The following is an 18289-nucleotide window of genomic DNA, read 5'->3' as shown; positions in this document are numbered from 1 at the left end:
CGTCCTTTGCGCTGTGCGTACCATCTCGGTGAATGGATGGATTGGCTCAAGCCCTTGTCAGTTGTGCGTGTCGTGCGTCTAGGTCTGCGTCTGGGCTTGTTTCAGCTCAGCCTTGGCATCCTCGGGGTTCTCATTCTTGGGCTCCTGAATCGTCTCCTGATTACTGAGATTGGCGTCTCTGCTGCATTGACGGCTCTGGCCTTCGGGGCCCAGCAACTGATGGGGTTCAGCCGGGCTTGGTTCGGTGATCGTTCGGATCGAATCCCTCCGGGGCGATTGCGGCGAACCCCTTTCATCGTGTTGAGTTCGCTTGCCTTGTCGTTGCTGTTTGGAGGCGCGGGATGGGTGGTGCTGCAACTCGCCAGAACCATGCCCTCAGCAGAGCAGCCTTTCTTTGCTGCCTGGATGGGACTTCTGACCTTGATTTCCATCGCCATCGGTACAGCCGTTGCGGCGGGGGGAACGGCCTTCTCTGCTCTGATCGTTGATCTCACGACGGACCGCGAGCGTCCCCGTGTGTTGTCTGTGGTTTGGGGCATGCGGCTGCTTGGGGTTCTGTTAGGAACCGCTCTTGTGAATCGGATCTTTGGTGCTGCTTGTGGTTGGGAGGCCGGTCAAGCTGCCGTCATCGCTGGACTCGAACAGCTGATTGTGGTGACTCCCCTGCTGCTGTTTGGTCTTGGTGTGTTGTCAGTCTTTGGTTTGGAGCGACTTGATCTGCCAAATCAGGAAACCGAATCTCTAGATGTGGTCGATCAGGATGTGGCAGACAACTCCAGGGACGGGCGTGAATCCCTGACGTTGCTTGAATTGCTTGGTCGTTTGCGATCGATTCCTCAGTTCGGACGATTTACGGGTGCTTTGTGCCTTTTCACCTTCAGCATGTTTCTCAATGACGCGGTGCTTGAGCCCTATGGCGCCGCGGTCTTTGACATGAGTATCTGTGCCACAACGGCACTGAATGCCTTCTTGGCAGTGGGCTTTTTTGTTGGACTTGGCCTCAGTGGTTTTCAGTTAGTCCACAGGATTGGCAACATTCGTACGGCCCAGTTTGGGGCGGTTTTTGCTTCGATTTCCCTCGCTCTGATGTTGCTGTCGGCGCCATGGCAGTCGTTTGAAAGTTTGTATTTTTCATTAACCCTTTTTGGTGTGTCGCTTGGAATCTGCATTCATGCAAGCTTCACGTTGATGTTTAGCTTTGTGGAGCCAGGAAGGGTGGGCTTATTGCTCGGGATCTGGGGGGCGTTGTATGCCTACTCCCGGGGAATTGCCACGATCAGTGGTGGTGGGCTTCTTACGCTGTTTAAAACATGGAATGGTGGCGATATGTTCGCCGCCTATGGCGGTGTCTTTGGCTTGCAGATGATCGGCTTCCTCGCGGCGGCTTTGCTAATGCACCGATTAGATGTTGCTGGGTTCCGCAAGAATGTGCAGTTCAGCGTTGGTGATGTCATGCAAGGTGCTCTGGACTAAGCGTCAAAGCCAAACAAGTTTTATCCTTTTGCACCAGTGCTGGTGCTTGTCTCCTTGCGCTGGACTCCGCTCCCGCATTTTCTTGTTTGTCGATCGAGCTTGCGCTGCATTCGAGCTGTGATCCCCAGTTCAGCTCCTCGCCACATTCGATCCATCTCACGGGTGAAATGTGCTGCAAGTTGTGGTGACTCAATGACCAGCAGGGTTTCGTCGTTGATGTGGGCGGCAGAGGGTGACCAGTTGAAGGATCCTGTGATCACTGTTTTGTTGTCGATCACGGCGAACTTGTGATGGACATCCTTGAGATGTGCCTCTCAGTTTGGTTTCTCAGGGATGCTCAGGCACTCAAAGCCAGAGTTCAAGCCGGTCTCACTGATTGAACTGGTTGAGATCGAGTAAAGCTACAGAGCACTAAGTGAAATTGGCTTTTGGCAGGGGTCAGCTTTAAGCCAGTTTTCAGTGATGGATCTGGATCTTGAGGAAAGCACCAACCCTGAGGAATAACAATGGTGCCTTGCAAGTGAGAGTCCGTCTGGACGGGAAGGATCATTTCATTAATCGTCTGGGTAGGTTCGATGACCCTGTTGCCAGGGCAAGGGCACTATCTATTTCAGCAGAGATCTGGAGCGATGCTCATCAAGGTGGACTTGATCCGACGTTGAATCGCTACCGACCGCTAGTGGATGGAAAGGATCTTGATTTATTAGAGGCGTTGAGGCAATTAATGGAAAAAAAGAATCAGGCAAGGGTGACCCATACCTATCGAACGGTCCTGAGGTTTGGTTGTTCGATTAAGAGCAAGCAGGATGTCGATTTTTTTATTGAGTGGATGGAGCAGAGAGGACTTGCAGCATCAACACAGTCCACGATTTTGAGCACCATCCGTAGTGTCCAACCCAAGAACAAGGCACTACATAAAGTCCATGTGAAGGTGCCTCATCGTTGTGTTCATCAAGAAGTGCTCAGTAAAAAGGAAATCCAACAGGTGTTGGAGGATCTGAAGTCAAATGAGGAATGGTTCTATCCCTGTTTTTTCTTTTGGATGAGTACAGGTCTCAGGAACTCAGAACTGATTGGATTGACTTGGGATGCCGTTCGATTGGATGAGGGTGAGGTTTTGATTAGTAAGACACTAAAGAGAGATGGCACTGCAACCCATAGAAGAATTTGGGGCAGTACCAAGACAGGTAAGAGCAGGGTCGTGCCGATCAATCCTCAGGTGGTTGAGATGCTGAGGCAGCATCGTTTAAGAATGCAAGAACTGGCAATGAATACTAAGAGTGGATTGGTATTCATTACACCAAGAACGCATCGGCATTTGTATGACTCTGGACTAGAGCACGTATGGAAACGTTCTCTAAGACGTCTAGGACTGCCTATAAGGCGCTTGTATTCACAAAGACATACATTTCTATCCCATGCCCTTGCATTAGGGAATTCACCTGCAGATTTGGCGGCAGTAGCAGGACATAGGACTGAACAATTACTGAATACTTATGCCAAACCAACCGGGAGAGTGCTACTTCCGAATTGGTGACTACCAAATAATCTTTGTAGAGGGTTTCACTGAGCAGTAGTTCTTAGAACAATCGTATAGTGACATATAACGCTCTTCAACTAAAACATTGGCATTGGCACCAAATTCTTTGTTGATCAACCAGGAAGTATATTTCGGAATAGTGCATTCTGTATTTTCTATCCATACGTTCCAAATGACTTTGTTTTCGTCTACAGTGAAATCCAACATGTCTTCGTAGAAGCAATCAAGGTCGTCGTCCGCTTTTTCCAGGATTTCCTTTGAGTCAAAGAAAAGTTGCTCTTTAGCGCAAAAAATATATCCTGTATTGGGGTTGTTTATTCCACCTTGAAAGTTTTCTGCGATCTCTGTCAGGATCTCCTGGTGCGGTGCTGCTAGAAGATGTTGGTCTAATTTTTGCTTGCTTATGGTGCGAGCAAGGGGTACTTCTGACTCAAAAATGCAATAAGTGTCACTCATGTTTTTTATGCGTTTGATTATGTGATTTGCCGCCGACCTTGTCGGCACACGTACAGTACACCTGTACTACTAGTTTGTCAACCCCTTCTGGGGTTGATCACCAAAGATCACCTCTGCGTCTACGAGCACGCTCATGCTTCTGCTTGATCAGATGGTTGATGGGTCCCTGGTGTCCTGATTGCTGCTGAGGTGAGCGCATGGGTTGCAGTTTCTGAACTTTGGGTGGTTTGCCGCATCCTTCTTCTTTAGAAGAATCTGATGACTCTCTTGCAGTAGTGCTAATGCTGTCATCGTTTTCGTTTTTATTGAAAATTGGTTTCTCAAACTGCAAACCTCCAATGCTTTCAAGAGCATTTGCAAATGTTGGACAGTTGGTCCCTTTACCTGTTGTGCCATGAAGTTCTCTTTCTTTGACGTAATCAAGATAGACATTGGGAAAATGATCTTTTAGGAAATTGTGAAATTGTCTACCGGTGCCGCATTTATGGCATTTGAAGTTGAGGCAACCGTTCTTGCTGTAGAAGTAACCCTTTGCTGTGGCATCGGTGATGCATTTTCCTTTTTTGGTTCTACCTGTTGATTGGCAGTAAGGGCAGCGCAGTTGGTAGGTGGTGCCTTTATCTCTGAAGTTGTATAGGTGCGCCGAAATTTTATTTAGATACCTGTGTTCTATGTTCATTCCTATATTGAATAACTTTCTTCCTAAGCATAGCACAATTTTCTAATTTTGTAAACCTCAAGATGTATAAATAACCTTGGAAAGGTTTGACAGATTATCTCTATGCATATCACCTAAGGGGTTGACAAATACTCTAAAATCGACTAGGATAACTTTGCAAAGGGAAAGCAAAATACTATATTCAAATTTATATTTTATATAGTTTAATTGAATTCATTAAAGAGATTGATCACGAAGTGATCAGTTGATTGAGTGTAGCGAAATCAACCCTTTAAAGCAGACTTCTCTTGAGATATCAACGATTTAACCTATAAAGCACATCAACAGTTTCTTAAGGCAGTCAGCATGAAGCAGAGACGGTTCTCTATACAGGTTTACTTGAATTACAAGGAATATTGTTCGTTGATGCCTTTAGTACAAGATTTACAAGATAGAACAGGAATGAGCAAATCCAAATTGATCAAACGTCTGATTGCCAATGCATCTCGCCAAACCAATAGATGAGTATTCAACTATCAATTACCCACTAGGGTTATCGGTTAACCCAAAACTATTTAGCACATACCTAGGAGAGTTCCTATGCAACCAAGAGTAGACGTCAACAGAAGCGTCAGAGATTTGATTTGGAAGTTGGAGAGAAAGCAAGTATTCGTGAGTCAGTTTGGTTCTGCTCAAAAGTTTTTAGAGTGGTCGTTAGAGAATGCAAACGAATGGTTTATTAAATATCCCAATAAGGAGTTAAAGAGACATGTTGACCTTTAAAGAGTTTTGTAAGATTGAAGAAGAGAATACTGCCAAACGAATGGAAAAGGCATATCAAAAAAAACAAAGAGAAAAGAAGATCAAGAAACTTATATCAATTGACTCCCATTGGAAGGGTCTTAATTGATTCACTTAGAAGCAGGAGAGTTTCGTTTTTCTAGTCGTCAGTGCCCTTCAATTGGACTCCTGGCATGAGTCAAAGGGTCAGATGAGAACTACAAAATCTTTTTGATAAAATGTTGATTGTTGGTTCTAAGTAGTTATGTCTATAGTTGGTGGTTATAGGAGATTCTGAATACAATTGATGTTCAATTGATATAAGTGTTTCGGTACCAGATGACTTACACCAATGATGAACTTCATAGGTTCCAACATCTGTCCCTTCAAGTTGAATCTGATAGACAACTTTTTCGGGATCTTCCTCGGTATTGATACTGCGAGAAACTAGTTTCGCCATTATCTTGGTTGAATAGACACGTATATTCTTATAATGTCCAATCTCATGCCATTGATCCCATTTGCTTTCTGGAATAAATGGACTCAGAGATATACTAGGTGTTTGTTTATTTGCCTCTACACTCGAAAAAAGATTTTCAAGTGGATTGGTTTGGATGAAATCCCATATCATTATATTTAAAATAAATAGAGGAATAAGAAACATTTGTTGACTTCAATGAGTTTTCGTTTTCATTGTTCTTAGAGAGATAATTGGAGATTCACGTCTATTTCGCTTTTGAACGTTTTGACAGGACCATTGATAGTAGTCTAAATGACATTCTGATGAAAGTCCAGGTGGTCGATATGGCGTCGCATAGCAGTGTATAGATCAATCTTTACTCTGACTTAACACAAAGAAGAACTCCATGATCACACTAAAAGCAGGGTCAATATTCAAGACAATTGTGATGAGAGATCATCACTTGGGTTCCAAGCATTCTTGGTTGGATATACTTTGGTATTCATGTTATGGTAATCAATATTTTCGCTGGTGAGATGAAAGCGAAGTTCTTCTTGATACTTATTTCTGTCGCTTTGACTGCTGGTTGCAGTCAAGACGATTATGCTGAAGCATTCCTGAGTGGTGACAACGTAAAATCTAGTTCCTCTAGTAATAGTGATAAATCGAATCAACCAATTATTAGTACTAAGAGACAAATTTCAAAACCTAGAAGCGATGGATATATGCGAATTGTTGGGGATCTTCGCTGGGATGAATTGACCAGCATTCCTGAGTGGAGGGAACGATTTAGTTGCCTTGGAAATGGTATTAATTACTCAAATCCTGAACCATTTGTTTCAGGAGAAGTGAAGAGGTTAAGTGATATAGACTGCAATTATACTGTCGGAGGCATAAAAATGAATCCGGATAGTGTTCAATTTCGAGAAAATGCTCGTTCTCCTTCCGGATATATGGCAAGCAGTGTTGACTTTGCAATCCCAGATCCTTCTCAGAGAAGAGCATTTTTGGAGGCAATTCGAGAAAAATATGAGATGATAGAAGGGGACACTGTCTATCATGTATCTCCTCCCTATACATACACTAAGTATTGTTCAAAATACACATGTTGGAGTTTTCTTGCCGGTATATGGGCAAAGCCAACACCTTATACAATTTCTATACTTGATAATGTAAGAACCAACTCTTCAGAATTTTAAATCAGTTTTCATGGAAATATTTCTGATTGATTAAGTCTTTGCACGATTCAAAGGATTTCTGCTGTGCTGTTGTTTTGAGAGTAAATCATGGAAACTAATTTTGGTGATCTGAATTTTATTTAAATGTCCAATATTGCTTCCATGTGCTAAATGTTTTTTCATAGGATTAAACGTGTGTATTTTAATGCTGTGTGGTCTTGCTTGTCTTTAAACTAAATTTGATTAAATGTTCTTTGCGTTATGCAATGTTTTTGATCGGTCAATCAATCAACCGTCACTCCAGTGTTCAGGCATCTCCTGCTGATCCCGCTTCTGCTGGCAGCAGCACTTCCTTCAACAGCAGAAGAACTGGTTCCTAAATCAGTTCCCAATCGTGATGAGTGGAACCGTTACTGTGAATATTATCTTGGCAAGTTTTTAGATAACGAAACCCGCCAGAACCCACAACGAGCGAAGGAACCAGAAACATTTGCTTTGGTGCTGGCACTCCAAACCAGGGCAACCTGCTCTTGCGAATATCGTGAGCATCAAGGGAAGGAGACCTTCACTTGGGATGACGTACTGGCAGCAAGAGATGTCTGCTATCCGAAATGGGATGACGTACAAGGTCTGATCAACGAATACCTTCCTGACGCCCCGTTCACACAAGAGCAGATGGAAGCGGTGATGGAGTCTGCTACCCCTGATTAGGGAAAGAAAAGGTCCATGAGGTTTCCATCTTAGGTAGTCTTTGTATGCATTCAATCACAACTCTCCTGCAGGTCATTTGAGGTGTCTTAGACGACTCTTTTTGTTAACAGCTTGAATTCTTTCCATTTCATTTTTACATCATTCAAAGACTTGATCAATTATGTAAGTCTCCACGCTTTTACGATGTATTCGGTCTTTTAATCATTTCGACTTCATAATAGACGGTTGTAAGTGTTGTTTATTGCAGGTTTTGCACTAGGATAACGACCTATGGATGGATGTTGCGCAACATATCTTGTGTATTGTGCCAATATATTTTTTCTTTCTATTCGGCTTATCCTGGTTTAGTTGCGGTTAATATTTTTGCACCATGCCCAATCATCTCCACTATTGCCGGTAAGGTTGCTCGGTAGAAATTTCCATCTTGAGCTGAATTCTCTGGTATTAATCTGGACCCCAAGATTTTGAGCAATCTCAATGTCTGCACATGCTCCATTAAAGTCTTTGAATTGTTTTCTGATTTCTGCTCTTTTCGAATATGATAGTCCGTTATTTGGTTTCAGCTGGATATATCTATTGAGGTCTTTTAGTTCCGCTTTGTAATTGCCAAGTTTGTAGTTTAAAAAAAAGGGTGTGTTTCGTATCTAGCGGAAAAGCTTGGGTTGATGCGAATGGCTTCATTTAAATCATTCAGCGCTTCTTTGTAATTTCCTGAGTCTATATGTATAATCCCTCGCCTGATATGATAGGACGTATAGTCATTTGGGTCAAGTCGGATTGCTTTATTGATGTCATTCAGCGCTTCTTTGTAATTTCCTGATTCCATATGTATACCCCCTCGCAAATTATAGAACCAATGGTCATTTGGGTCAAGTCGGATTGCTTTATTGATGTCATTCATAGATGCTATATTATTACCTAATTTGAGGTTTATTCCGACGCGCATTGCGTACACTTTTGCCCAAAGTGAATTGATAGTAGCAATAGTATTCCCCTCAATCCTTAGTTGGTTGGTGACCTTTTTTTTGTTTTTACTCTCTAATATCTTTTCTATAATGTTGAAGGATTGTTTCCAGTTTTTTTTGTTTGAAGGACCTCATTACCAAAGCCATGTAAAGTTTGCTTCTCGTGTATGCATTCCCTTCTTCATTGGCTATTCTGAGCACTTCCTTGAGATTACCTTTATTTAGCAGCTTTATAGCGTTATTGAATATTGTATGGTCGTTCTCAGTCATTGGCTCAGACATTGTATCCTTCAATTCCAAGTTCGATGCAATATGAATTGTTAGCCTTTTGCTGATGATATCGCAACTTTTCGATTGGCAATCTTTCTTGATTTGCTTTTCCTTGTTGCCAAAACTATTTCTTAGAAAGCCGCTTGCTAGCTTTGCATTGCTTTGCACAAAGTTATCATCAGATAATACCTCTTTTGCATGGACCTCTTGGGAAAATAAATAACAGGCAGCAAGGACAAGTGTTAGAGCTTTATTCAGCATGAAAGAATTTACTACGTATTTTCTGTGTTGATTGTTTCATCTGTGATGCTCGTAATCAGGATTTTGGCTTGTTTGGTGTTAGGCTTCGATTTCGAGTTTTTCTTTTTTATAAAAGATGGGTCGCTTTAAGGAGAAATTTTGGCTTTTCTTAGCTATTCTTTTTGTCGCTGCTTGTGGGGGTTTCCTCTTTTCTGGTTTTCATAAAAGATTTATAATACTTGAGTTTATTCATCCGTCCCGAGCGAGTGAATTGGATAGACAGATGGAGGGTGTTTTTGGCTTCATGGGTGGAGCGGGAAAAGTTTTGTGGTACGAAGCTGATAAGACCATTGAGGCTGGTCAGCACTATGCTTTTAAGGATGGAAGTAGCGACGAATCTGCTGTCATACAAAGCTCTTGTGAGGATAAAGTTGCCTTTATGAATGCAAATCATAATGAGCCCGCTGAGATTTTGGAGGGCGACTTAGATCGGCTTCTTTCTAAAGGAGCTATGCAAATAAGCTCTATCAAGAATAATATTAGTGTTGAATTAGTTCGCAAGTTTTGGATTTACACCGCTCCAAGAAAACAAGACTCTCCGTTCCTTTTTAATCTGTCGGGAAAAATTTCAAGTGTGGATGATAATTCTCCTGAAAGCTATACTTCTCAATCTCAGTCAAAAAGAAGCGCATATTGCTCTGGTCGTGTCGTGACGCTGCAGATTCCGAATTATGTCAGGCTTATTTCACTGTTCGACCACGATAGTGTTATTCGCTGATTTTCGATAGGAGCGTTGTAAGGGATCTGTTGCCCCTGATTGATCAGTGAACTTTCAACTGCTTTCCAGGACCTGATTAATCCGTTCTTGCAGCGTTTTCAGCCCAGGTGGTGACGCTCTTGGACTGTCAAAGCGCTTTCATTGAGATACAAAAAAAATATAAACGGCCTTAATTAATGATAGGGATCAGGTTTGACTTTGCTTATCTCCCAATCCGCTGAGCAATGGTCCCCTACCGCGCTTGTTCCCATGACATAAGTCTTTGAATTTAAGCCAATATATGTCCCAGTAACGTAAATATTTGGTTGATTTTTTTTGATAATGCAAGTTTCTTGTGTATTGGGAGTCTTGCCAAAAGTATCCGTAGATGGTGCAATAAGCACTCCCCATGTATGAGGCTTCAGAAGATTGAGCTTTTGTGCATCTTTGCAAATACCTGGCTTTGCACTGGCAGGATTAGGGTCACATTGCATCGAAGAATTACTTTGATGGTCTGTGCAAAATAGTGTCCAACCATCTTCACTGTTTGCCTTGTGTTCGCAAGATATTACAGAGGAGTGCATTCTGTATTCATCGAAAGCAAAGTTGACTGCGTATGACGGAATGGCTGCTATTAATGTCAGCAATAGTCCGATAAGGATCGACAAAAATCTAGAGTTCTCCTTCACGCCCTCTTTAATTGCACTTAGGCGGTAGAAGGGAAAGGATCGCGCCCAGATCAATGGAATTGCTAGGTCCAGAAAGCTGAAGGATGACACGACTGTTATGCGAGTTTCTTCTGGGGCTAATTTAATTACTGCTCCAATTAATGAGATAATAAAATACCCAATAGTGCAGGCATAAAAGTATGCCCAACACTTGATCTGTGCGGCTACGATTGGCGCAAAGAAGAAAGCCACCCACGACACTTCCGATAGTTTTCCGGTCCACAAGTAAACCTTGCTTATTAGTTTCCTGTCATTCTTGTTCTTTATGTATATAAAACCACCGGCCCCCTTTTCAAGGGTGCATTCGTTCGCTTTGAGATACTCGCTTATCTTGTCTATCTTCTTTTGCATTTGAGGCGAGATGTTCATCTTTTGATTTCTATTTTCTAGGAATTTTATCATCACCGCATCTTCGAGTGTGTATCGCTTTTTGTTGTGATTCACTTCAGGCAGTCGGGCATCCAGGTTTGCAAGATTTTGTGGATAATTACCCAGAAGCCACTCCCGTAGCCATTCCGCTCCCGCATTTTCTTGTTTGTCGATCGAGCTTGCGCTGCATCCGAGCGGTGATCCCAAGTTCTGCACCTCTCCACATCCGATCCATCTCGCGCGTGAAGTGTTTGGCGAGCAGGGGTGAATGAATGACTATCAAGGTTTCGTCATTGGTATGGGCAGCAGATGGAGACCAGTTGAAGCTGCCGGTGATCACGGTTTTGTTATCGATCACCGCGAACTTGTGGTGGAGTTTGTCGCCACGGGCAAGGCCAGGGGTGCCGACGCCTTGGAGTGGTTTGGTTAAGGGTTGATTGCCTGCCTCTAATTTGCAGAAGCGATCGGGCAGGGCCACTCCGAGAAGATCAAGCACTTCTGAAAAGGACCGGCTGGCAAATCCAGGGTCAGCAAGCAGCCGCAGCTTCACGCCAGCGGAGACCCTGTCGGCAAGTTTGTTGGTGAGCTGCTGCGCGGAGAACACGAATAAGGCAAGGTCAATCGTTTGTTTGGCGCTGCCTAGTTGACCCGCAATCAGATCAAGGCCATGTCCTGGATGTGTTTTTGCATGGGGTGGAAACAGCACTTTGATGTTCATGGAGCCCACCTTGACGGTCCGCAGAGGCTGGGAAGTTTTATTGCGTCCAAAGCGACTATTTTTCGAGCCGCCAGGGCCATCTCCCCACATCTGAGCAAACTCTTCTTTAAAAATAGATGCCAGAGCTGGACTTTGAATGTTGATCAGGTGATTTACATTGCCGCGAGTTTGTGTGGCTCCAGCATCACCATGGATTCCGGAATTGGTGAAGTTGGCGCTGCCAGTGATCACGCGTTCAGCATCGATGATGACAAACTTGTGGTGCATCAGACCACTGCCTTTGCTGCCGTCTTCGGTGTCATCAATCCAAGCAATTCGTCCGTTTCGAAGGATGAGTAGCGCGTCGCTCTCTCGTTCTTCTTGTGGACTCACAACACCGTTTTGGTCTCGATCAGCCAGAGCTTTTAAGCGCCTGAGTCTTTGGCGTCCATGACGACTGAGATCGAGCTCATGAGCTTGGCTCCATGGGGTGCTGTAGTTGTTTTCTAAAATGACTTTGATGTTCACCCCTCGGCGGGCTGCGGCAACAAGACTCTGGGCAATCTGCGGTAGGGAGAGCTCTTGGACCGCCACTAAAATTTCTTCGTCTGCAGACTGAATCGCATTAATCAGCATCTGCTCGAGATTGTCGCCATTTCTCCATTCTCCGCTTAAGGGACTTCGATAGCGACGGCCCCCGCGGTGGTTAAACCCGACATCGATCCCATTGGGTAAGGCCAGATCGATGGGCCTCTGTCCGAGCACAACACCAGCTCGGCTGCAACCACTTGCTAGGAGGCCAAAAGCAATCGATACGATCAGCTTACGTACAGGAAGCCTGTGTTGTGATCGATTCAAAAGGGAATGTTCGCTTCTCAGACTGAGGGTTCCACCCTCAGTGCGGCATCTCAGATGTCCGCAACATGGCGACAAACCAAAGAGTGCTCAAAACGAGCGCGACACCTACACCGGCGCCGATCCCCACTTTCGCCATGGTGATCGGCACAAGGATTGGGAAAGCCATGGCCCCTGCTAGGGGAGTGATCGCAACAAACCAACGCAGCATTGAGGAGTTCAGAATCAGAACCACTCAGCGCGTGCTTCGCTAGCGGGATTGCTGTTGTCTTCCGGTGTTACACGCTCAAAATTGAGGGTGATATTGCGCTTCTGTTCGCCATCAGCAGCCGTGGCTTCGATGGCATAGACCTGCTCACCATCGCGGAATGGCACCTGAATGCGGAAGGTGCCGTCGCTCGAAAGGGGCACATCTTCTTTGCCAATGGTGAGGCGTGCCGATGGATCTGTTGCGCCGTAAACGATTAGTTCCGCATCGGCAACGAGCCAAAACGAGCGCTGACGGGGAGCGACTCCACCCAGGCCGGACTCATTGCGTCCGCTGGCCCACAGGCCAACTCCCGAATCGTTGAGTCCACGCTGATCGGAACCCATCGAATCGCTTTCGTGAAGGATCTCGGAGCCAACGCGGCGACTGCGGAAGTGGGTCGTGGCGCTTTGATATAGACGTTCGTGCAACTTGCTGTCCGTTGGTTCTGGATCAGCCCCAGGCATGGTCATCGGCTGCACGGGAGCTGCAGCGGGTGTGGCATCCAGGCTGAAGGGGACAAACTGATCAAGAATTTGATCGCTTGGGTGGAGGGCTGGAACCCTTGCCACAGAAGAGAAGGCCAGGGAGATCCACTTGTTCTCAGACTTGTATCCAAGTTCAACGCGGTAGTCGCGATCGCAAAGAGGTACGGGCAAATACCACTCAGTGCTGTGGCTATCAACCGGCACTTCTTGGAGCGTATGGGGGTGAGATGAACCGTTCGCGAGTCCGGTTACATCGGCGAGACGCAGGCATAGGAAGGCGGCTCCTTCTGATTGAGCTTGCCGTCGATCGCTATCGGATATTTCCCAAAAAACGTAGGCCCACTGGGGATCTCTCGGCAGGAAAACGACCCGGGTCGTTGCTTCGGGCATGGAGGGAGCATGCAGCTCTGCCTCCATGGCTTCGAGGTCGCCATCGCGGCGATCCTGGCGCTCGGCGATAGCGCCAACAAGATCCTCCTTGCTCTTTCGGCTGTAGAGGGTGACCCCCAGATCACTTGCCATCTGGCGGAGCTGACGCAGCGTCAGGCGAGCTAGAGATGAGAGGGCTTGCGTCACGGACAACCAACCGAGTTTCTTCGGGATCAGTTTGCAGCCAACTTCCATTTTTCAGACATCTTTCATTGCTGTGGTCAGCATCTTCTGACTCCAGACCCCTGCTCTTAAGGTCTCAGTTGGCTGCTCCCACGCACTGGACTCACAAAAAAGGGGCCTGATGGCCCCCTCGACTTTCTTAGTTTTCGCAATGCTTTTGCGTGATTCAGCGACCGATGCTGCGGTAAGGAACCTTGGAGATGTAATCGATATCGGCACTCCCGCTGGGAGCGGCCCCGCGAGCGCCAGAAAGACCACGGACCCAAGGCAGGTAGTCCTCGGGGAAGCCGCCGCGCTTGATCTTGGCGCGGGCCGGGATCGATTTGACCGTGCCGGTGTAGATGAATTGGGGGAACCCAAGAATTCCGCGGTAGTACTCGTCGTAGCGAGGACTGGTGATGTTGAACGGTGTGTCTCCTAGCTCTCGTCCGGGGAGCACGCGGTTGCGCTGATAAGGGACTGTGTCGTAGCCAAAGGAGTCGAGATATTCCTCACTGTCGAGCAGCGCATCAACCATCCCGGTCACGCCTTTGGTGGCAATCACGATCGACCAGGCGATCTCTTCTGATTTGCCGCTTGTCTTCCGGCCCAAAAGCTTTTCTACGAGATGGCGAACCACCTTGTAGTTGCTGTTGAAGCCATAAAAACTTCTCTGGAAGGTGTCTGAGAGGCAGAGGCCACGAACGAAATCGCGGACAGTGATCTGACCGTCTCGGAGCTGGGATTCCAGATTCACGTCCCGATCGGACTTGAAGGCGTGGAAATAAATCTGCCTGTAAGCCCCTTCAATCACGGACTTCAAATTGTCCGCATCCATGGCGATGTCCATGGAATAGGCCCGTGGCACCTCTTCGGATGCGACCCGTAGCGCCGCCACCCTTGAATTTTGGGTGATCGGTGCGTACTGCAACAGAGGAATGGCCACGCAAACTTCAACATCCTTCGTTTGTGATCGTAGAAGAAGAGTCCGGTGCACCTCTTCCTCTCCGGTCAGCACTCACAGTCCGTAATAGTTACCGCGGTCTGTTTTTACCAGCCGAATGGGGCTGAAAGGGGTCGCAATGACGCGTCCTTGGCCCCTGCTGGTGCCTCTGTAATGTCCACGCTGTCGTCGCTTAAGCGCGTTTCCATGCAAAAGGAGGCGTTGTTGGAAAGCCCTTCCACCGTGCTGGATCGCAGCCTTACGTTCGGGCTGGTGAACCAGAAGCGCTCCCAGACGTTCATGGTCTCGTAGCTGGTGCACAGGATGAGACCGTCCTGTTGATCCATTTGGAAGGTCGAGGTGGCCGGTGCTTTTTCGGCGTAGCCCAAATCTCGAAGCAGGGTGCCGCTGCGTCCGTCATCGCCATCTGGGATGAGACCAAAGATTGTTTCGCCGTCATGGGCGTCGCCGTTTTGATCCCAGGCCATCGAGGCGCTCCAACGCACAAAGCTGCCTCCTGCAATGCTCCCCGGGGAGTGGCCGTGTTGTTCAGCCAGTGTTTGCAGGCGTTGGTCGTCCTGATCGAGATCTTCCACAACGATGAGGGATCCACCCGCCTCTGCTCGTCGGTGCAACAGGTGATGAACACTGCGTTGCGATCGCCAACGACCGCAACTCTGTTGAAAGAAATGGACAGCGTTGGGAATGGCCGAGGTCATGAGGGGGATGACACCTGTATTGGATGATCGCAGTTCGAAGGGTGGTTGTGCGGCCCCTCGAGCCTGGCTTTGCTCGCCCTGGTGCTGGCCTCAATGAGCGCTTCCAGGTTGAGTTCCAGCGGAGAGAGATCTTGTTGTTTGGCGAGATCTTCGAGCTGCTGCGCTGCCGCTAAAAATTGGTTGAGAAGTAAGTCGCGAAACTGGGGTTCGTCCAAAAATTGTGGCTGCTGCAACAGCCATTGCTCGAGCGTGCGTCGGTCTGGAAGGGGGCCTGATTGACGCGGATCTGCGATGGCTTGAAAGCTGCGTAGGCAGTGGGCCAAGAGGCGAAGGTGGTGGCGATCGAGGTTGGGAAGCAACGTGGCTTCAATCCGCTCGGCATCAGATCGAGACAAGGGGCCTGCACTAAAGGTCGGCTGTTCAGGCATGGGTTAGTCCTGCTTGGGGGCGATGCTGAATCCACAGGAATGTCCTGATTCCAGGCGCCAGTGCACGCGCTCGACGAGACAGTCGGGAAAGGTGTGCCTGATCAGCTGCAGCTCTTGATCACAGACCGCTGGATACTCCTCGGCAATTCTTTGAACTGAGCAGTGAAATTCACTGATGCACCAACCTGGACCCGTGGGGGCTGGCTGAATGTCGCTGACGTAACCCTCCTTGAGGCGGAGATTCACCAGCGCGCGGACTCTCTCTTCGAGCGGTGCATTCCCCAGCTGTTTGCGATAGAGGGTGGCTTTCTCCAGAGCTTGCTGGCGGAGGAGATCAGCCATCACCTCCGGTGACAAGGTCGCTGCCATGGACTCCAGCAGACCTAAGGCGAAGTTCTCGCTGCCGTCAGGGAAGTGCTGGTGCCCTTTCGCTGTGAGTCTCCACAGGTTGGATGGACGCCCAGGGCCGGCTGGCGTGGGACTGGCCTCCACGAGTTCTTCGTCCTCAAGACTGCGCAGATGCCGGCGCATGGCTTGCACAGAAATTCCCAACGTCTGTGCCAATTTCGCCGCACTGGTTTCGCCCTGCCGGAGAAGCAAGGTGAGTGTGGTCTCGCGGGTCGGGGCCTGAGCCTGAGCTCCCATGGGATGAAGCTGTTGAACTCACCATGCCACGGGAAGGCTGGAATCGGCGTGTGAATCCGCCGTCGCCTTCGACAGGGTTAACGACGATTGGACCGATCTCTGCTCAGCGGGTGTTCGCCCCTTCAGAATGATGGGGTCTCCGGACGATGGATCAGTGCCCTAGTCTCCTAGAAACGAAACCTTTTTGTTTCGTATCTCGGTCCTGGCCTGACCCTCGGCCGGGGTGTATTCAGACTTCGCTTCTGACTACGTCCTCTCCTTTCCCCCCTTGAGCCCAATGTCCGATGCGTCCGCTGGCAGCACAGAGCCGACAGCTGAAAGCCTTGAGGTCATTCGCAAATTTGCCGAAACGTACGCCCAACGAACCGGTACTTATTTTTGTAGTGATCCCGGAGTGACGGCAGTTGTCTTAAAGGGTCTTGCCAAGCACAAAGATGATTTAGGTGGAGCGCTTTGCCCTTGTCGTCATTACGAAGATAAGCAAGCTGAGGTGTCTCAAGCCTTTTGGAATTGTCCCTGCGTGCCGATGCGCGAGCGGAAGGACTGCCACTGCATGTTGTTTCTCACAGAAGACAATCCCTTCCGCTGCGAGGAACAGACCATTAATACTGAAACGATTCACGCCACGGCAGGTTGAAGTCCATGACCAGTACCTCCACACGCGATCTCGTTAGTCAGCCGTACAAGTACGGGTTTGTCACTGACATTGAAACCGAGAAGATCGCTAAAGGTCTAAGCGAGGAGGTGGTGAAATTGATTTCTTCTAAGAAAAATGAGCCGAAGTTCCTCCTTGATTTTCGGCTCAAGGCTTATCGCCATTGGTTGAAGTTGGAAGAGCCTGATTGGGCTGCGTTGGGTTATAAAGCAATCGATTACCAGGATATTGTCTATTACGCAGCGCCAAAGCAACAAGAGAAAAAGCAAAGTCTTGATGAAGTTGATCCCAAGCTTCTTGAAACATTTGAGAAATTAGGGATTCCTCTGAGCGAGCAAAAAATACTGAGCAATGTGGCTGTCGATGCTGTTTTTGATAGCGTTTCGATTGCCACTACCTACAAGGAAAAGCTTGCAGAGCATGGAGTAGTGTTTTGCTCCTTTAGTGAAGCTGTTATTGAACATCCGGAACTGATCGAGAAATATCTTGGTTCAGTTGTTCCTAGCAGTGATAATTATTTTGCGGCATTAAATTCTGCTGTCTTTAGTGATGGGTCGTTCGTGTTCATTCCTAAGGGTGTGGAATGTCCTATGGAGCTATCCACCTATTTCCGGATCAACTCTGGCGATACTGGCCAGTTTGAACGCACGTTGATTGTTGCGGAAGAAGGTGCGTCGGTGAGCTACCTGGAAGGGTGCACTGCTCCGATGTTTGATACCAATCAGCTTCACGCAGCTGTTGTGGAATTGGTTGTTCTAGATGATGCTTCGATTAAGTATTCCACGGTTCAAAATTGGTACGCTGGCGATGAGAATGGTGTTGGTGGTATTTATAATTTTGTGACCAAGCGCGGTCAGTGCCGCGGTGATCGAAGTCGTATTAGCTGGACGCAGGTGGAAACGGGATCAGCGATCACTTGGAAATACCCAAGTTGTGTGTTGCAGGGTGCTGATTCGGTTGGTGAGTTTTATTCCGTTGCTCTTACGAATAATTGTCAACAAGCAGACACGGGAACAAAAATGGTTCATGTAGGACCACGAACCCGTTCCACAATTGTTAGCAAAGGGATTAGTGCTGGTCGGTCAAGCAACAGTTATCGAGGCCTTGTGCAAGTTGGTCCAAATGCCAAGGGTGCTCGTAACTACAGCCAATGCGATTCGATGCTGATTGGAGATCAAGCTGCCGCCAACACGTACCCCTACATTCGCTCCCAACAGCCTCAAGCTGCGATTGAACATGAGGCCAGTACCTGTCGCATGTCGGAAGATCAATTGTTTTATCTCCAAAGTCGAGGCATTGGCTTTGAAGAAGCTGTGTCGATGATGGTGAGCGGTTTCTGTAGGGATGTGTTTAATCAACTTCCCATGGAGTTTGCGGCTGAGGCCGACAAACTTCTCGCCCTCAAGCTTGAGGGTTCGGTGGGCTAATCCCAGCAC

Annotated in this window: 20 protein-coding genes and 1 pseudogene; 7 read left to right on the top strand and 14 right to left on the bottom strand. The window is 47.4% G+C overall.

From position 1 onward, the window contains the following. Window positions 1–36: 36 nt before the first annotated feature. Window positions 37–1473, top strand: a complete 1437-nt coding sequence (locus tag SynROS8604_RS13525) for an MFS transporter (protein ID WP_186544378.1) — start codon at window positions 37–39, stop codon at window positions 1471–1473. Window positions 1474–1493: 20 nt separating this feature from the next. Here the strand turns inward: SynROS8604_RS13525 and SynROS8604_RS13520 are convergent. Further along, window positions 1494–1769 (bottom strand): annotated as a pseudogene (locus tag SynROS8604_RS13520) (phospholipase D-like domain-containing protein); the annotation flags it as partial. 224 nt (window positions 1770–1993) lie between these two features. Between SynROS8604_RS13520 and SynROS8604_RS13515 the strand changes: the two are divergent. Continuing rightward, on the top strand, window positions 1994–3010 hold the full coding sequence (locus SynROS8604_RS13515; RefSeq protein ID WP_186545992.1) for a site-specific integrase: 1017 nt from the start codon (window positions 1994–1996) through the stop codon (window positions 3008–3010). Here SynROS8604_RS13515 and SynROS8604_RS13510 read toward each other — a convergent pair whose 3' ends face one another. From SynROS8604_RS13510 to SynROS8604_RS13500, 3 genes are all read right to left on the bottom strand, one after another. Next, complete coding sequence (locus SynROS8604_RS13510) at window positions 3011–3469, bottom strand: hypothetical protein (RefSeq protein WP_186544377.1); 459 nt, start codon at window positions 3467–3469, stop codon at window positions 3011–3013. Window positions 3470–3566: 97 nt separating this feature from the next. Then, window positions 3567–4148: a hypothetical protein gene (locus SynROS8604_RS13505; RefSeq protein ID WP_186544376.1), complete on the bottom strand. Its 582-nt coding sequence runs from the start codon at window positions 4146–4148 to the stop codon at window positions 3567–3569. Window positions 4149–5106: 958 nt separating this feature from the next. After that, on the bottom strand, window positions 5107–5571 hold the full coding sequence (locus SynROS8604_RS13500) for a hypothetical protein (protein ID WP_186544375.1): 465 nt from the start codon (window positions 5569–5571) through the stop codon (window positions 5107–5109). A gap of 305 nt (window positions 5572–5876) precedes the next feature. Between SynROS8604_RS13500 and SynROS8604_RS13495 the strand changes: the two genes are divergently transcribed. Both SynROS8604_RS13495 and SynROS8604_RS13490 read left to right on the top strand, forming a co-directional pair. Further along, the gene (locus tag SynROS8604_RS13495) at window positions 5877–6566 is read left to right on the top strand and encodes a hypothetical protein (protein ID WP_186544374.1); all 690 of its coding nucleotides are present in this window, start codon (window positions 5877–5879) and stop codon (window positions 6564–6566) included. A 282-nt stretch (window positions 6567–6848) separates the two neighbouring features. Then, window positions 6849–7256 carry a hypothetical protein gene (locus SynROS8604_RS13490; RefSeq protein WP_186544373.1) on the top strand — a complete coding sequence of 136 codons (408 nt, stop codon included), beginning with the start codon at window positions 6849–6851 and terminating at the stop codon, window positions 7254–7256. 619 nt (window positions 7257–7875) lie between these two features. On the opposite strand, the gene SynROS8604_RS13485 is transcribed toward SynROS8604_RS13490, so the two are convergent. Together SynROS8604_RS13485 and SynROS8604_RS13480 are read right to left on the bottom strand one after the other, a co-directional pair. Beyond that, on the bottom strand, window positions 7876–8211 hold the full coding sequence (locus tag SynROS8604_RS13485; protein ID WP_255445075.1) for a tetratricopeptide repeat protein: 336 nt from the start codon (window positions 8209–8211) through the stop codon (window positions 7876–7878). 76 nt (window positions 8212–8287) lie between these two features. After that, entirely contained in the window at window positions 8288–8752 is a 465-nt protein-coding gene (locus SynROS8604_RS13480) for a hypothetical protein (RefSeq protein WP_186544371.1), read from the bottom strand. A gap of 115 nt (window positions 8753–8867) precedes the next feature. On the opposite strand from SynROS8604_RS13480, the gene SynROS8604_RS13475 reads away from it, so the two are divergent. After that, window positions 8868–9509, top strand: a complete 642-nt coding sequence (locus tag SynROS8604_RS13475) for a hypothetical protein (protein WP_186544370.1) — start codon at window positions 8868–8870, stop codon at window positions 9507–9509. 173 nt (window positions 9510–9682) lie between these two features. Here the strand turns inward: SynROS8604_RS13475 and SynROS8604_RS13470 are convergent, their stop codons facing one another. The 8 genes from SynROS8604_RS13470 to sufR form a co-directional block, all read right to left on the bottom strand. Beyond that, window positions 9683–10792, bottom strand: a complete 1110-nt coding sequence (locus tag SynROS8604_RS13470; RefSeq protein ID WP_186544369.1) for a hypothetical protein — start codon at window positions 10790–10792, stop codon at window positions 9683–9685. Beyond that, window positions 10704–12140: a phosphatidylserine/phosphatidylglycerophosphate/cardiolipin synthase family protein gene (locus SynROS8604_RS13465; protein WP_186544368.1), complete on the bottom strand. Its 1437-nt coding sequence runs from the start codon at window positions 12138–12140 to the stop codon at window positions 10704–10706. Before SynROS8604_RS13465 ends, SynROS8604_RS13470 begins: the two co-directional genes overlap by 89 nt. Window positions 12141–12177: 37 nt before the next feature. Beyond that, on the bottom strand, window positions 12178–12372 hold the full coding sequence (locus tag SynROS8604_RS13460) for a hypothetical protein (RefSeq protein WP_038014540.1): 195 nt from the start codon (window positions 12370–12372) through the stop codon (window positions 12178–12180). Beyond that, the gene (locus SynROS8604_RS13455; RefSeq protein ID WP_186544367.1) at window positions 12363–13448 is read right to left on the bottom strand and encodes a DUF4912 domain-containing protein; all 1086 of its coding nucleotides are present in this window, start codon (window positions 13446–13448) and stop codon (window positions 12363–12365) included. Before SynROS8604_RS13455 ends, SynROS8604_RS13460 begins: the two co-directional genes overlap by 10 nt. Before the next feature lie 202 nt (window positions 13449–13650). Beyond that, a complete protein-coding gene (locus SynROS8604_RS13450; protein WP_186544366.1) occupies window positions 13651–14409 on the bottom strand; it encodes a phycobilisome rod-core linker polypeptide in 759 nt (252 codons plus the stop codon). Between the two features lie 104 nt (window positions 14410–14513). Further along, window positions 14514–15125, bottom strand: a complete 612-nt coding sequence (locus SynROS8604_RS13445) for a phycobiliprotein lyase (protein WP_186544365.1) — start codon at window positions 15123–15125, stop codon at window positions 14514–14516. After that, window positions 15122–15553 carry a hypothetical protein gene (locus tag SynROS8604_RS13440; protein ID WP_186544364.1) on the bottom strand — a complete coding sequence of 144 codons (432 nt, stop codon included), beginning with the start codon at window positions 15551–15553 and terminating at the stop codon, window positions 15122–15124. Before SynROS8604_RS13440 ends, SynROS8604_RS13445 begins: the two co-directional genes overlap by 4 nt. A gap of 3 nt (window positions 15554–15556) precedes the next feature. Beyond that, entirely contained in the window at window positions 15557–16198 is a 642-nt protein-coding gene (gene sufR / locus SynROS8604_RS13435) for an iron-sulfur cluster biosynthesis transcriptional regulator SufR (RefSeq protein ID WP_186544363.1), read from the bottom strand. A 277-nt stretch (window positions 16199–16475) separates the two neighbouring features. Between sufR and SynROS8604_RS13430 the strand changes: the two genes are divergently transcribed. Next, window positions 16476–16835 carry a ferredoxin-thioredoxin reductase catalytic domain-containing protein gene (locus SynROS8604_RS13430; RefSeq protein ID WP_186544362.1) on the top strand — a complete coding sequence of 120 codons (360 nt, stop codon included), beginning with the start codon at window positions 16476–16478 and terminating at the stop codon, window positions 16833–16835. 5 nt (window positions 16836–16840) lie between these two features. Then, complete coding sequence (gene sufB, locus SynROS8604_RS13425) at window positions 16841–18280, top strand: Fe-S cluster assembly protein SufB (protein WP_186544361.1); 1440 nt, start codon at window positions 16841–16843, stop codon at window positions 18278–18280. Window positions 18281–18289 lie beyond the last annotated feature (9 nt).

Source organism: Synechococcus sp. ROS8604, from assembly GCF_014279655.1.
Classification (GTDB): domain Bacteria; phylum Cyanobacteriota; class Cyanobacteriia; order PCC-6307; family Cyanobiaceae; genus Synechococcus_C.
The sequence above is the reverse complement of the archived record's forward strand: the minus strand, read 5'-3'. Positions and strand labels throughout refer to the sequence as shown.